Below are 12593 nucleotides of genomic sequence, written 5' to 3' on the forward strand. Positions count from 1 at the left end.
GTATCGGCCTTGAATATTGTCCCTTTCGTGCAACATGGACCCGTGCGCCGTCAGAGGATTGAGTTGCCGCGCTTACGCGGGACGAGGCCAGTCGTGAGCGCCGATTGTGGCTCAGGCACGCCGATCCACACGTCAGGCCTTTGTGCAGGATCTCGATGCAAGCGTGACGCCGCTTACTCGGAGTCCAGAACCTCGACAACTTCATAGAGATGGGGATCGATTTGATCGGTCAGGTTATCAAACTTGCCCCACTCCTTACGAAAGCCCGGCGATTGGTGGGCAGAATGCAGCTGTTCGCGAGTTTGCCATTGGATGTAGTTGACGATGCGCCGACCGTCGAGGCTTCGATGCAAGCTGATCGATACAAAGCCCGGCTGGCGCGCCATGAATCGGGCTCGATCAGCCATCAGCGAGAGCGCCTCCGTCTGCTTGGCCGGTTCGGCTTCGACGATAGTGATCTGCGTGACTATCTGACTATCTTTCTGAATACGGGCCATGGAGCCACTCCTTCTGGGCTCAGGTTCCTCTTGAGCTCCCTCCGCCTCCAAGGATGCTCATTCCGAAGGTTTGAACGCCCGAGCGGTAGTAAGAGTTCAAATCGGGCACCATCTCAACCCGTGGTCAGGTCTTCGCATCCAGTCATTGGCACTATTTGAGGAGGAACAACATGAAACAACACATCATCGAGGTCTTTTCTCCTGGGTTGATTGACTGGAGTCCGCTCGTGAGCATCGGCAACGCGATGCCGCCCCGCGATCCTGATGAAGACGAAGATGACGATGAGGAAGAAGAAGAAGAGGACCTCGCCGACGAACCGCCGGTCGTGCGGGAGCCAGACGAAGACTAGACTAGCCGTCCGTTGGCAGCCGGCGTTATAGTGTCTCCCATGAGCTGGGATGAGAGAGACGTAGCGCTGCTCAAGGAACTCTGGGCGTTGGGACACAGCGCCGCACAGATCGCGCGCACACTCGGGTGTAGCCGTAACGCAGTTTGCGGGATGCTGACTCGATTGTGCCTGAAGCGTGGTCACAAGCCGCCCGCAGCAAAGCCCAGAATAAGGCCAGTCCCGAAGCGAAGGCCGGCGTTATCGGCCGCCTGTGCCAGCCCGATGGAAAAGAAGGTATCGAAACCGCTTAAGAGGCAGCAGCCTAATGAATTCAGCAAGCGCCAGCTTTACGCCATGCTAGCTGAGGCGGTCAAGAATACGGGCTAAGCGCTCATCGCGACATACAGCAAGACCGGGACGCGGCGAGGCCGTCCTCTACGGCCGACTCGCGATCGCGCATTGAGCGCGATCGACGAGGACGGTCTTGCCTGCCGAGGCGCGGAGATCGATGCCGAGAAACATGATCCTTGCAAATCATCCTTGCAAATCGTGGACGTCGATATGGACGACGGCACCGCAACGTCGGATAGTCAATCAATCCAAAAAGCCTGATCTCGTCAAGGGAGACGCCGCATGCTGAAATCGATCGATCCGCTTTTGAATGCGGATGTTCTCTATGCGCTGCGGTCCATGGGGCATGGCGACGATCTGGTGCTCTGCGACACGAACTTTCCGGCCGACGCGGTCGCGCGCCAGACTGTGCTCGGGCGGCTATTGCGCATCGACAACGTCACCGCAAGCCGCGCCGCGCGCGCGATCCTGTCGGTGCTGCCGCTCGACAGCTTCGTGGACAAGCCGGCATCCCGCATGGAGATCGTCGGCCAGCCCAACGAAATTCCACCTGTGCAGAGCGAGGTCCAGGCTGAAATCGATGCGGCGCAGGGCCGATCGTTTCCGATGGCCTCAGTCGAGCGCTTTGCGTTCTACGAGCTTGCGAAGAGATCCTATTGCGTGATTCAGACTGGAGAGCGGCGCTTCTATGGTTGCTTCATCTTCAAGAAGGGCGTCATCCCGCCGGATGTGGCTTGAGGTGCCCCCTCAAACCGTCTGGACGACGGCACGGCTGCACGAGGCGACTGACATAAATACGACGTCGTGATCATGTCGCTCGCGGAACCTGCTCATTCACGATCACCGCGACGGTGATCGGCGCTGCACGGCATCAATCATCTTGCAGCGCGGCATTGCGAAGACTCTGCTCATCGTTCACGCATCGACGGCACGCGCGACCTCAACCTCAAGCGCATTCGTTGACTTTGATATGTGCCGCTGCATACTCGACACGGCCTCTGCCGCCATCGCCACGACGCGGAAGTCCGCCGAGCGTCACGTCATCGAGGTGCTCGGGCGAATTAGACTTCACAAAGAAAGTCACGCAAAGACAGTCAAACACGGGAGGGTATCGCGATGAACCAGCACGATCAGCATTCCGCGTCCCAGCCGAACCGGCGAACGGTGCTGAGGGGCGCGGCGAGCGCCGCAGCACTCGGGACCAGCGGCGCACTCGGCACGTTCTCGGAGCTCGCATTGGCGCAAGCCAACCTACGCGCGCAGATCACGCAAATTCCGGGTGTCGGCAAGGGCGCACCGACGGACGCCGACTGGCAGAAGGTCGGCGAGCTCTGCCTCGGCCCGACCAAAGCGAGCATCAAGGAAGGCGACTTCAGGGGCGTCGAGCTCTCGTTCATGGGACTCAACAATCAGAACCTGCACAACCTCCTGTTCCGCGGCTTCCTCAAGCCGTGGGAAGCTTATACGGGCGCGAAAATCTCCTGGATCGATCTCGCCCAGGCCGACTACAACCCGCGGCTCCAGCAGGCGATCGCGACGGGCACAGTCGATTTCGACATCCTCGAGATGGGCGCGCCGTTCGAAGGCGATGTCTGCGGCAAGGGCCTGGCATCGGAGATGCCGGACTGGGTCAAAAAGCAGATCGATATCGATGACTATGTTGATTATCTGAAGCCGCCGGTCGGAACCTGGAACGGCAAGACCTATCGCGTCACCATCGACGGCGACTGCCACAACTTCAACTACCGCACCGACGTGTTCTCCGACGCAGCCCTTGCCAAGGCCTGGAAGGACGCCGGCAACACGGGCGAATGGGGCGTGCCGAAAACCTGGCAGCAGGTCCAGGCGGTGACGAAATTCCTCAAAGGCAAGAAGATCAAGAACCAGAATGCGTTCGGCTATCTCGATGCGCCAAAGCCCTGGGGCGGCTTCGGCTTCTATTTCCTCGGCAGCCGCGCCTCTGCCTACGCCAAACATCCCGAGGACAAGGCTTGGCTATTCGACATCGATACGATGAAGCCGCGCATCAACAATCCGGCCTGGGTGCGCGCTATCCAGGACGTCGTTGACGCGCTGCCGTTCGAGCCGGCCGACCAGCTCAACGCCGATCCGAACACCACCGGCTTCCAGCAATTTCTCGCCGGCATCGGCTCGATGATCCCCTGGTGGGGCGACATCGGCCAGGTCGCCAAGGCGAGCGATACCTCGGTCATCGGCGATATCGTCGGCTTCGACATTCTGCCGGGATCGGACGATGTCTATAATTCCAAGACCGGACAGTGGGACAAGCTCGCGAGCGGTCCGAACCACGCGCCGAACTGCGCCTATCTCGGCTGGGGCGTCTATGTGATGGCCAGAGTCAATGGCGACGAGAAGAAGCACAAGGCCGCCTGGAGCGCGGCTGCGCATCTCGGCGGCAAGGATCTGTCGCTGTGGATGGTGATGTATCCATCGGGCTTCCAGGCCCACCGCGCCAGCCACTTCCAGTTCGACGAATGGGTGGCCGCGGGCTATGACCGCAAATACATCACCTCCTACCTCAACTCGCAGCTCGGCTCCTACAATCATCCGAACCGGGCGGTCGAGCCGCGCATTCCCGGCATCTTCCAGTACTACAGCATCGCGGAGGATGAGCTGACGAAGATTTTTGCCGGCAAGATCGACGCGCAGACCGGCGCGAACAATATCGCCGCCGCCTGGGAGAAGCTGACCGACCAGATCGGCCGCGAGCGTCAGATCGGACTCTACAAGGCCTCGCTCGGCGTGTAGCCGCATGAGCCTCACGAAGACCCTCGGCTGGCGCCGCTCTTGCGGTGCCAGCCGAAAACTTACCCGGCGGCCGGCCGGTCATTCAGGATCGGCAGAGTGCCATGCAGAATTCAGCTTCCGTGACCGACGACCTGTACCACCAGCCCGCGGTAGCACGCACGCCGGCCAGGCGGAAGGCCGCGGGCCGCGCGATTGTCGCGCTGGCGTCGTTCGGCTTCCTGCTCGTGCTCCTCGTCCAGATCCTGCACACGACCGGTGCGACCGCGGCCGGGTTCTCCGATTGGCGACCGATCCTCATCGCCTATCTCATCTGGGCCGTTGCGTTCGCCATCGCCCAAGTGCTGATCCGCGGCGAGCGAGGCCAGCGCGCGCTGTTCCTGCTGCCGGCGGTGTTCTTCACCATTGCGGTGGTGATCTTCCCGACCGTCTTCGGAATCTATATCGCCTCGCTCGACTGGAATCTCAGCTCGGTCGAAGGCCCGCGTTTCAGCGGCTTCGGCAATCTCGTCGGGATGTTCAACGACACCTATTACTGGAACGCGCTGGGCAACATGATCTTCTACACGGTCGCGGTCCTCGGCGAGTACGCGATCGCGTTCGGCCTCGCGCTCCTGCTCAGCGCCGAGATCCGCGCGCGAAAATTCTTCCGCATCGTGTTCCTGCTGCCGATGATGCTGAGCCCGGTCGCGGTGAGCTGGATGATCGGCAAGTCGCTCCTCGAATTCCGTTTCGGGCCCGCTGCGACGTTGGCGCGCTATCTCGGATGGGAGAACCCGGCGTTCTTCGCCTCGCCGTGGATGGCGCGCTTGAGCATCCAAGCGATGGACGCCTGGGTGTCGATCCCCTTTATCATGATCATCCTGCTCGCCGGCCTCCAGGCCATGCCCCGGGAGGTGCAGGAGGCCGCCAAGGTCGATGGCGCCAACGGCTGGCAGTCGTTCTGGCACGTTACCTTTCCGATCATGCTGCCGGTCAGCATCACCGTCCTCATCATCCGCATCATCTTCAAGCTCAAGCTTGCCGACATCGTGATCAACGTGACGGCCGGCGGCCCCGGGGGTGCCACCGATACTGTATCGAGTTTCATCTATCGCGTGTACCGCGACCGCTCCAATGTCGGATACGGCACGGCACTCGCCATGGTTTATCTGGTTCTCATTATCGCCCTCCTGACGGTGCTCCTTCGCCTGTCCAAGCGTTGGACGCAGAGAGTCGCCTAGAACCAAGGAGTTCACGCGCGTGTCGATATCGACATCGGCATTGAAGCCCGTCCGGCGGCATCCTGCGGCCCCGCGCGCCAAGCGGATGCTTGGCCGCGTGCTGATCTATGCCGCGCTCCTGTTCTGGACTTTCATTTGCCTGTTCCCGATTTACTGGACGGTGACAACGTCGTTCAAATCGGCAGTCGACGTCACGCAGGCCCACCTGATCCCATGGGTCGATTTCCAGCCGGACTGGAAGGGATGGCGCTCGCTCGGGCTGTCGCCAGACACGCTGTTCGGCACCTCGACCGCCCGCGCGGAATTCATGAGCCGGTTCGCCAACAGCATCATCACCTCGATCGGCGCATCCCTGCTCGCGTTGATCCTCGGTTCGCTTGCCGCCTATGGCCTCAGCCGCTTCCGCTACAAATTCGCCTGGATGCGCAACGACGACATCCTGTTCTTCTTCATGTCGCAACTGATCTTGCCGCCGGTCGTGCTCGCCCTGCCCTTCCTCGTGCTCTACAAGGCGCTCGCGCTGCTCGACACCCGGTTCGGCCTGATCCTGCTCTATACGCTCTCGGTTCTGCCGATCGTCATCTGGATCATGCGCGACCAGTTCAACGCGATCCCGATCGAGCTCGATGAAGCCGCCTTCGTCGATGGACTGTCGACCTGGGGCGCGTTCCTGCGCATCATCCTGCCGCTTGCGGTGCCCGGGATGGTGGCCGCTTTCATCCTGTCGCTGGTGCTGTGCTGGAATGAGTATTTCTTCGCGGCCCTCCTTACCAGCACGGATGCGAAGACGCTGCCGGTGATGGTGGCGAGCCAGACTGGCTCGCAAGGCATCAACTGGTGGTCGATGGCGGCGCTGTCGACGGCGGCAATCGCCCCGCTCGTCCTGGTCGGCATCTTTCTCGAGCGCTACATTGTGAGTGGCCTGACGACGGGCGCGGGAAAGTAGCAGGCATGTTGAAACACTGAGAGTGATATCGATCGGATCTACGGCCTCGCCTGCCCGCCTCGCCTCGTCACGACCAAAAGGATCCGATCGGGACGATGAAGACCTGCGTGGTCGGCACCATGAACGTCCTCGGACTGCACTTCGGACCTTCGCGCCTAATCGCTCCGCGCCGGCGGCGGGCGAGCGCTAAAGGAGCGCTCGCCCGTCGTCTATTCGTCAGGAACCTCTTCGTCGGCCGACGAACTTGCGCCGATGGTTCCGATGCTTCACTTTGTCCGTCACGGCGCCGTCTGGCCGGTCATGCTCTGAGCCCTAGGCCGCAGCGACGCTCTGGTTGTGCTGCTGAGTCCGCCGAACAATTCCGTGTAGGGCTTTCGCGGTCCCAGCCGACCGGCGCGCCAAATCGCTGAGCGATACGATCCCGACCAGGCGCTTGCTCCGGTTCAGGACCGGTAACCGCCGCACCTGGATATCACTCATGTTCGCGCAGACGTGGGATGTGTCCTCGTCCTCGAAGCAGTATTTTACCTCCTGGGTCATCGCGTCGCGGACCTTGCAGTCCGGCCCTTTGCCCTCTGCGATGCAGCGCACCGCGATATCGCGATCGGTGATCATGCCCACGAGCCGGTCACCTTCACCGACCGGCAACACACCACAATCGCAAGCTTTCATCAGCTTCGCCGCCTGCTGGAGCGTGTCGGTCGGACTTACGATTTTTGCATCGCGTGTCATCACCTCGCTGATCTTCATTGTCACCTCCTATGTCGATCACCAGTGTCGAGTCCCGCCAATGCCGGCTTCTTCAACACCACCTCAACAGATGCAATTGCTGCGCGTTCCAAGACGGATTGCCAGATTGAGCGGCCTGCGACTGGAGGAACCCGGAGGCAAAGACTCTTCTCCGTATCGACACCAATGATGGCAGGTGGTTTTCGCCGCCAAGCGGAAGATCATCTGCAGTCGATTGCAGACCCTGCGCGATGCGCTCCCAGCCCTCACTCATCGGGTTCGATGGGTGTTTTATCGAACGTCCCCGTTGGGTTGCCAGAGCCACAGAGCTTGTGTGGTTCCGTAGGATTTCAAGGGCGGGACGTTGAACGGAGCTCCGGCATCTTGCGTGCAGCAGGCCCCCCGACGGAATGGAACATCAGCTGCTTCAACTCGTTCAACGCCCGGCAACGAGGCAAAAGCCAGGGCAGAGAATCATGACAGGTCGACTGGAAGGCAAGATGGCAATCGTGACTGGCGCGGTCATGGGCATCGGTGAGGCCATCGCGCATAAATTCGCAAGGGAAGGCGCGAAGGTCGTTGTTGCCGGGTTGTCCACTGATCCCGTGGAGGATGTCGTCCGGGTGATTCGAGCACATGGCGGCACCGCCGAAGCGTTTCTCGGCGACCTCGCCGACGAAGTTGACGCACAAGCCTGCGTCGCTCTGGCGCTTGACGCATTCGGCGGATTGGACGTCCTCATCAACAATGCCGGTGTATTTCCTTCGAAAGCCCGCGCGAACCTCGTCGATGATCAGCGCGGCGGCCTTGTCGTCACAGATGCGCACTCACGCGGTAGCGATGGAATTGTCCTGCCCGCCGTCCTGCGTGACGCAGCTGCCTGATCATTTGGGCGAAGATCTCCGCGGTGTGAGCGACGATAACTTCGGACGCGCTCGGCTTGACGAGAAGCTCCCCATAGCGCCTCCGGGCTAGGCAAGCCGAGCCTCCTTCAGGCTCTGCTTCAGATGGGCAATACCCTTCTTGGCATAGGTCAGCGGGTGTGCCTTCTGCGGGTCCTGCTCCGCCTCGACCACAATCCAGCCGGAATAGCCCGGAAGCCCGCGGAAGACATCCGGATAATCGACCATGCCGTCGCCGGGCACGGTGTAGACACCGAGCTCGCTGCCCTGCCCCAACACCGCGTCGAGGAAGCTCCAATCCTCGCGGCGCGCCTGCTCCATCACCGCCTGACGCACGTCCTTGGCGTGGAAATGGCTGATGCGGGCGCGATAGCGTCGGGCCAGCGCAGCCGGGTCGGCGCCGCCCCACGTGGCGTGGCCGGTGTCGAGCAGGAGATGAGCAGCCTCGCCGGTCGCCGCCATGAAGGCGTCGATATCGGCCGCGCTTTCCACGATGGTGCCGATGTGATGATGGTAGACCAGACGGACGCCCTCAGCGAGCGTACGCTCCGCGACCTCTGTGATACGGCGGCCGAACTCCGCCCAGTCGCCCGCCTTCATGAACGGCCGCTGCGATAGCGGCTTGCTGCGATCGCCATGGATCGCATTCGAGGTCTCGGCGAAGACCAGCACGGTCGATCCCATCGCCTTCAGCAGATCGAGATGCGGGCGCAGATGCCACATCTCCTCACGGGCATCGCGCTTCAGAAGCTCCGCAGAATACCAGCCGGAGATGCAGGCCATACCGAAGGGCGCGAGCGCAGCCTTCAGGGCCTGCGGCTCGCGCGGAAATTTGTGGCCCAGCTCCATGCCCTCGAAGCCCGCCTCGCGCGCCTCGGTCAAGCAGGTCTCGAGCGGCGTCTCGCCGCCAATCTCCTGCAAATCGTCGTTCGACCAGCCGATGGGGTTCGCTCCGATACGGATAGGCATGTCGTCCTCGCTCGATCAGTAATTTCGGCGCCCGAGCGCCTCGACATAACTGCGCCTTGCGGCCTCGACCTCGGCGCGCCCCGAGACCTCCGGCACCGCCACATCCCACCAATGGCCGCCGGCATCGGTCGAGCGCAGCGGGTCGGTGTCGATCACGACGACGCTCGTCCGATCGTGGCGTCGCGCCTCGTCGAACGCCGCTTCCAGGTCAGTGATGCTCGCAACCTTGTGCGCGATCGCCCCCATCGCGGCAGCGTGCGCTACGAAGTCGATCTCGGGCAGCATCTCGTGACGGGCGTCGCGCAGGAGGTTGTTGAAGGAGGCGCCGCCGGTTGCGTTCTGGAGCCGATTTATGCAGGCGAAGCCGCGATTGTCGAGCACAACGATGATCAGCTTGGCACCAAGCATCACCGACGTTGCGATCTCGGAATTCATCATCAAATAGGAACCGTCGCCGACCATCACGACGACTTCGCGCGCCGGATCGGCGAGCTTGACGCCCAGCCCGCCGGCGATCTCGTAGCCCATGCACGAATAGCCGTATTCCATGTGGTAGCCGCCGGGCGCGCCCGGCTGCCAGAGCTTGTGCAGCTCGCCGGGCAAGCCGCCGGCTGCGCAAAGCACGACATCGCTCGGCAGGCTGCGGCGTTGAACGGCCCCGATGACCTGAGCATCGCTCGGCAAGATTTCGCTGCCAGCCGCGGTGTAGCGCGCAGCCGTTTCCAGCCAGGCCGTGCGGCCGGTCCTTGCCTGCTGGGTCCAGATGGCAGGTGCCGCCCAGCCCTGAAGTGAGGCGCCGAGTTCTGCCAGAACGACCTTGGCATCGCCCACGAGCGGCTGCGCACGGTGCTTGCCGGCATCAAAGGTCTGCGTATTGAGGCCGACGATCCGACAAGCGGGATCGGCGAAGAGCGAGCGTGAGCCTGTGGTGAAATCTTGCAGCCGGGTGCCTATCGCGAGCAGCAGATCGGCGTGCCGCGCCGCGTCGTTGGCCGCGCCAGTTCCGGTGACGCCGATCGCGCCGAGATTCAGCGGATGGTCGTGAGGCAGCGCGCTCTTGCCGGCTTGCGTTTCTGCCACCGGCAGGCCGTGCGCCGTGCAAAAGACTGCGAGATCACCTTCCGCCTCGCTATAGAGGACGCCACCGCCGGCGACGACGAGCGGGCGTTTGGCCGCCTTGAGCAGCGCCACGGCCTGAGCCAACTGCGTTTCGTCGGCCCGCGCGCGGCGCGGCTGCCAGACGCGCTCGGCGAAGAACCAGTCGGGATATTCGAAGGCTTCCGTTTGCACATCCTGGCAGAGCGCGAGCGTCACGGGTCCGCATTCGGCCGCATCCGTCAGAACCTGCATCGCGCGCTCGAAGGCTGGCACGATCTGCTCGGGCCGGGTGATGCGGTCGAAATAGCGCGAGACAGGCCGGAAGCAGTCATTGGCGGAGACAGTACCGTCCCCGAAATCCTCGATCTGCTGCAGCACCGGATCCGGGCGGCGCCCGGCGAAAACATCGCCCGGCAACAGCAGTACCGGCAGGCGGTTGACGTGAGCGACTGCAGCGGCCGTCACCATATTGGTCGCACCGGGGCCGATCGAGCTCGTCACCGCCATCATGCGCCGGCGGCGCGAGGCCTTGGCGAAGGCGATCGCGGCATGTGCCATCGCCTGTTCGTTATGCGCGCGCAGGGTTGGCAGACGATCGCGCGCGGCATACAGCGCCTCGCCGAGACCCGCTACATTGCCGTGCCCGAAGATCGCCCACACACCGGCGAAGAGCGGCTGGACCTGCCCGTCGATCACCGTCCTCTGCGCGGCCATCGCGGCGACGAGCGCCTGCGCCATGGTGAGCCTGATCATCGCCATCACTCGCTCCCACTCAGCCGCGCGGCCCGGCTTGGATCAGTCGGCCGAAATATTCCATCATCGCGCTGACCGCGCCTTCGTCTTCGAGGCGGCCTACGTCGAGCTTCCACCAATTGGATTTCACGACATCGGCCAACTGCCATAGCCGCTTCGGCAACGAGCGCGCGCTCGCGCAACTCTGTCGCGAATGCGTCGTAGTCCGATCTGACACGGTCCTGTGACGCGGCGGGGGACATCGAGAAGAGCACGCTCCGACCTTGACTTGGCGGCGCAGAGAATGGAATGCTTATTCCAATAGTCAAGCAAGACAAAGAAAATATGCCATCTAGGGAGTGCCTCGAACTGGCTAAAGCGAGCGCCTACAGTCACGATCCCGATGGCGCGACCGCCGTCATCACCGGCGGCACGCAGCGCGTCGGCGAAGCCATTGGCCGTGAATTCGCCGAGATCGGCCTGCTGGCGCGAAGTCGCCAAGGCAGTCGCCTGCCTCGCCTGCGACGAATCCGGTTGATGACCGGCGCACACTTCGATTTCGACCAGAACATCTGCGGTGCCCATCACCGATATGCACCGGGACGTCTTAGACGGACATGATGATGACAATGCGGTTTGGACTTCTTGGCGCCGGCAGGATCGGGCGCATTCACGGTCTCAATGTCGCGGCGCGCGGCGATGCACGGCTCGTCGCGGTGGCCGACGCCTCGAGCGAGGCCGCGTCCTCGCTGGCGCAGGCTGCAGGCGCGAAAGTGGCCGATGCGGATGCGATCATGAGCGATTCCGGCATCGACGCCATCCTGATCTGCACGCCGACCGACACGCATGCCGACCTGATCGAAGCCGCCGTCTCGGCCGGCAAGGCGGTGTTCTGCGAGAAGCCAGTCGATCTCGATTCGAGCCGCATTCGCCGCTGCCTGGCTACGGTGGAGAAAACGGGCAAGCCTCTGATGATCGGCTTCAACCGCCGCTTCGATCCGAACTTCGCGGCGCTGGAGAAGCGGCTGCGCAGCGGCCAGGCCGGCGAGATCGAGATCGTCAGCGTCATCTCGCGCGATCCCGGACCACCGCCGGTCGACTATGTGAAACGCTCGGGCGGTCTCTTCCGCGACATGATGATCCATGATTTCGACATGGCGCGCTTCCTGCTGGCCGAGGAGCCGGTCGAGGTCTTTGCGCTCGGCTCGGCGCTGGTGGATAAGGCCATCGGCGACGCCGGCGATGTCGATACCGCCGCCGTGCTGATGAAGACGGCGAGCGGGCGCATCGCACAGATTTCGAATTCGCGCCGTGCCACTTACGGCTACGACCAGCGCATCGAGGTGCATGGCTCGAAGGGAATGCTGAGGGCCGGCAATATCCACGAGACGACCGTCGAGATCGCTACCAGCCAGGGCTTCCGTGCCGATCCGGTGCAGAACTTCTTCCTCGAACGCTATGCCGCCGCTTATCGCGCCGAACTCGCTGCCTTCATCGATGCGTGTGCTGGCAAGGCTGCGCCCTCTCCGACCGGTCTCGACGGCCTGCGCGCCCAGATGCTCGCCGACGCGGCCACCGAATCGGCCCGCACTGGCGGCCCTGTCGCCATCAAGGCCGCCTGACGATGACTCCGGCCGAACTCCTGCTGCGCCGCTACGCGGCAAAGGGCATCCGCGGGCTTCCGGTGGCAGAGAGCCTGAATGTGCTCCCGCCTGCAAAACAACGGAGCCAATGAACCGGCCGTTTAGCGTCGAACCTCGGGAATTGCTGGACCGCGCACGACAGGCGATCGAGCATTCCGTCGCGCTACGAGAACAAACGCGTGCTCAGTCTGCGGGCGCTCAGCGACGCGCGTTCCATGACGCGAATGAGTGCGCTCGTTGACACTTCAGTATGGTTTTCACAAGCGGCGCTCGGGTTTGCTGCTTTGGCACGGCGAGCTCCAGCTCCGGCTCCACCAATTGGACAAGAGGATAAATGGAGTTTCTGCCTGAGGGCGACCGGGTGCCGGGAAGTAGCGGCGAGCCATTTAGTGAGATCAACTAGCCCAA

At 62.7% G+C, this 12593-nt stretch carries 15 protein-coding genes and 1 pseudogene; 11 read left to right on the forward strand and 5 right to left on the reverse strand.

Going from position 1 to position 12593, the window contains the following annotated elements; genetic code table 11:
- Nucleotides 1–173: 173 nt before the first annotated feature.
- A complete protein-coding gene (locus FXV83_RS15565; protein WP_148740283.1) occupies nucleotides 174–497 on the reverse strand; it encodes an antibiotic biosynthesis monooxygenase family protein in 324 nt (107 codons plus the stop codon).
- Nucleotides 498–667: 170 nt separating this feature from the next.
- On the opposite strand from FXV83_RS15565, the gene FXV83_RS15570 reads away from it, so the two are divergent.
- The 8 genes and pseudogenes from FXV83_RS15570 to FXV83_RS44050 all read left to right on the forward strand — a co-directional run.
- A complete protein-coding gene (locus FXV83_RS15570) occupies nucleotides 668–847 on the forward strand; it encodes a hypothetical protein (RefSeq protein WP_148740284.1) in 180 nt (59 codons plus the stop codon).
- Between the two features lie 39 nt (nucleotides 848–886).
- On the forward strand, nucleotides 887–1213 hold the full coding sequence (locus FXV83_RS15575) for a GcrA family cell cycle regulator (RefSeq protein ID WP_148740285.1): 327 nt from the start codon (nucleotides 887–889) through the stop codon (nucleotides 1211–1213).
- Nucleotides 1214–1285: 72 nt separating this feature from the next.
- Nucleotides 1286–1438: a hypothetical protein gene (locus tag FXV83_RS42715; RefSeq protein WP_187435928.1), complete on the forward strand. Its 153-nt coding sequence runs from the start codon at nucleotides 1286–1288 to the stop codon at nucleotides 1436–1438.
- A gap of 21 nt (nucleotides 1439–1459) precedes the next feature.
- Entirely contained in the window at nucleotides 1460–1915 is a 456-nt protein-coding gene (locus FXV83_RS15580; protein WP_148740286.1) for an RbsD/FucU family protein, read from the forward strand.
- 378 nt (nucleotides 1916–2293) lie between these two features.
- On the forward strand, nucleotides 2294–3946 hold the full coding sequence (locus tag FXV83_RS15585) for a type 2 periplasmic-binding domain-containing protein (protein WP_148740287.1): 1653 nt from the start codon (nucleotides 2294–2296) through the stop codon (nucleotides 3944–3946).
- A gap of 101 nt (nucleotides 3947–4047) precedes the next feature.
- Complete coding sequence (locus FXV83_RS15590; protein WP_148740288.1) at nucleotides 4048–5166, forward strand: carbohydrate ABC transporter permease; 1119 nt, start codon at nucleotides 4048–4050, stop codon at nucleotides 5164–5166.
- Between the two features lie 85 nt (nucleotides 5167–5251).
- Nucleotides 5252–6112: a carbohydrate ABC transporter permease gene (locus tag FXV83_RS15595; protein WP_148740334.1), complete on the forward strand. Its 861-nt coding sequence runs from the start codon at nucleotides 5252–5254 to the stop codon at nucleotides 6110–6112.
- Between the two features lie 18 nt (nucleotides 6113–6130).
- A pseudogene (locus FXV83_RS44050) lies at nucleotides 6131–6249 on the forward strand (SDR family NAD-dependent epimerase/dehydratase); the annotation flags it as partial.
- A gap of 175 nt (nucleotides 6250–6424) precedes the next feature.
- On the opposite strand, the gene FXV83_RS15605 reads toward FXV83_RS44050, so the two are convergent.
- Nucleotides 6425–6862: a CBS domain-containing protein gene (locus FXV83_RS15605; RefSeq protein WP_148740289.1), complete on the reverse strand. Its 438-nt coding sequence runs from the start codon at nucleotides 6860–6862 to the stop codon at nucleotides 6425–6427.
- 455 nt (nucleotides 6863–7317) lie between these two features.
- Here FXV83_RS15605 and FXV83_RS15610 point away from each other — a divergent pair, with 455 nt between their 5' ends.
- Nucleotides 7318–7725 (forward strand): SDR family NAD(P)-dependent oxidoreductase, encoded by a 408-nt coding sequence (locus FXV83_RS15610; RefSeq protein ID WP_148740290.1) that lies wholly within the window; start codon nucleotides 7318–7320, stop codon nucleotides 7723–7725.
- A gap of 87 nt (nucleotides 7726–7812) precedes the next feature.
- Here FXV83_RS15610 and iolE read toward each other — a convergent pair whose 3' ends face one another.
- The 3 genes from iolE to FXV83_RS44930 are packed head-to-tail and all read right to left on the reverse strand — an operon-like array spanning nucleotide 7813 to nucleotide 10705.
- A complete protein-coding gene (iolE, locus tag FXV83_RS15615; RefSeq protein ID WP_148740291.1) occupies nucleotides 7813–8712 on the reverse strand; it encodes a myo-inosose-2 dehydratase in 900 nt (299 codons plus the stop codon).
- 15 nt (nucleotides 8713–8727) lie between these two features.
- A complete protein-coding gene (gene iolD, locus FXV83_RS15620) occupies nucleotides 8728–10569 on the reverse strand; it encodes a 3D-(3,5/4)-trihydroxycyclohexane-1,2-dione acylhydrolase (decyclizing) (protein WP_148740292.1) in 1842 nt (613 codons plus the stop codon).
- Nucleotides 10570–10582: 13 nt separating this feature from the next.
- The gene (locus tag FXV83_RS44930) at nucleotides 10583–10705 is read right to left on the reverse strand and encodes a hypothetical protein (RefSeq protein ID WP_283811712.1); all 123 of its coding nucleotides are present in this window, start codon (nucleotides 10703–10705) and stop codon (nucleotides 10583–10585) included.
- A 146-nt stretch (nucleotides 10706–10851) separates the two neighbouring features.
- Between FXV83_RS44930 and FXV83_RS15625 the strand changes: the two genes are divergently transcribed.
- On the forward strand, nucleotides 10852–11163 hold the full coding sequence (locus FXV83_RS15625; protein WP_148740293.1) for a hypothetical protein: 312 nt from the start codon (nucleotides 10852–10854) through the stop codon (nucleotides 11161–11163).
- Nucleotides 11163–12164 (forward strand): inositol 2-dehydrogenase, encoded by a 1002-nt coding sequence (iolG, locus tag FXV83_RS15630; RefSeq protein WP_235939696.1) that lies wholly within the window; start codon nucleotides 11163–11165, stop codon nucleotides 12162–12164. Before FXV83_RS15625 ends, iolG begins: the two co-directional genes overlap by 1 nt.
- The last annotated feature ends 429 nt before the right edge of the window (nucleotides 12165–12593 follow it).

Origin of the sequence: Bradyrhizobium hipponense (genome assembly GCF_008123965.1) — a bacterium.
Taxonomy (GTDB): Bacteria; Pseudomonadota; Alphaproteobacteria; order Rhizobiales; family Xanthobacteraceae; genus Bradyrhizobium; species Bradyrhizobium hipponense.

Excerpts from the sequence above, each read along its gene's own strand:
- FXV83_RS15565 (WP_148740283.1), bottom strand. The coding sequence starts at position 497 with ATGGCCCGTATTCAGAAAGATAGTCAGATAGTCACGCAGATCACTATC.
- FXV83_RS15570 (WP_148740284.1), top strand. The coding sequence starts at position 668 with ATGAAACAACACATCATCGAGGTCTTTTCTCCTGGGTTGATTGACTGG.
- FXV83_RS15575 (WP_148740285.1), top strand. The coding sequence starts at position 887 with ATGAGCTGGGATGAGAGAGACGTAGCGCTGCTCAAGGAACTCTGGGCG.
- FXV83_RS15580 (WP_148740286.1), top strand. The coding sequence starts at position 1,460 with ATGCTGAAATCGATCGATCCGCTTTTGAATGCGGATGTTCTCTATGCG.
- FXV83_RS15585 (WP_148740287.1), top strand. The coding sequence starts at position 2,294 with ATGAACCAGCACGATCAGCATTCCGCGTCCCAGCCGAACCGGCGAACG.
- FXV83_RS15590 (WP_148740288.1), top strand. The coding sequence starts at position 4,048 with ATGCAGAATTCAGCTTCCGTGACCGACGACCTGTACCACCAGCCCGCG.
- FXV83_RS15595 (WP_148740334.1), top strand. The coding sequence starts at position 5,252 with ATGCTTGGCCGCGTGCTGATCTATGCCGCGCTCCTGTTCTGGACTTTC.
- FXV83_RS15605 (WP_148740289.1), bottom strand. The coding sequence starts at position 6,862 with ATGAAGATCAGCGAGGTGATGACACGCGATGCAAAAATCGTAAGTCCG.
- FXV83_RS15610 (WP_148740290.1), top strand. The coding sequence starts at position 7,318 with ATGACAGGTCGACTGGAAGGCAAGATGGCAATCGTGACTGGCGCGGTC.
- iolE (WP_148740291.1), bottom strand. The coding sequence starts at position 8,712 with ATGCCTATCCGTATCGGAGCGAACCCCATCGGCTGGTCGAACGACGAT.
- iolD (WP_148740292.1), bottom strand. The coding sequence starts at position 10,569 with ATGGCGATGATCAGGCTCACCATGGCGCAGGCGCTCGTCGCCGCGATG.
- FXV83_RS15625 (WP_148740293.1), top strand. The coding sequence starts at position 10,852 with ATGCTTATTCCAATAGTCAAGCAAGACAAAGAAAATATGCCATCTAGG.
- iolG (WP_235939696.1), top strand. The coding sequence starts at position 11,163 with ATGATGACAATGCGGTTTGGACTTCTTGGCGCCGGCAGGATCGGGCGC.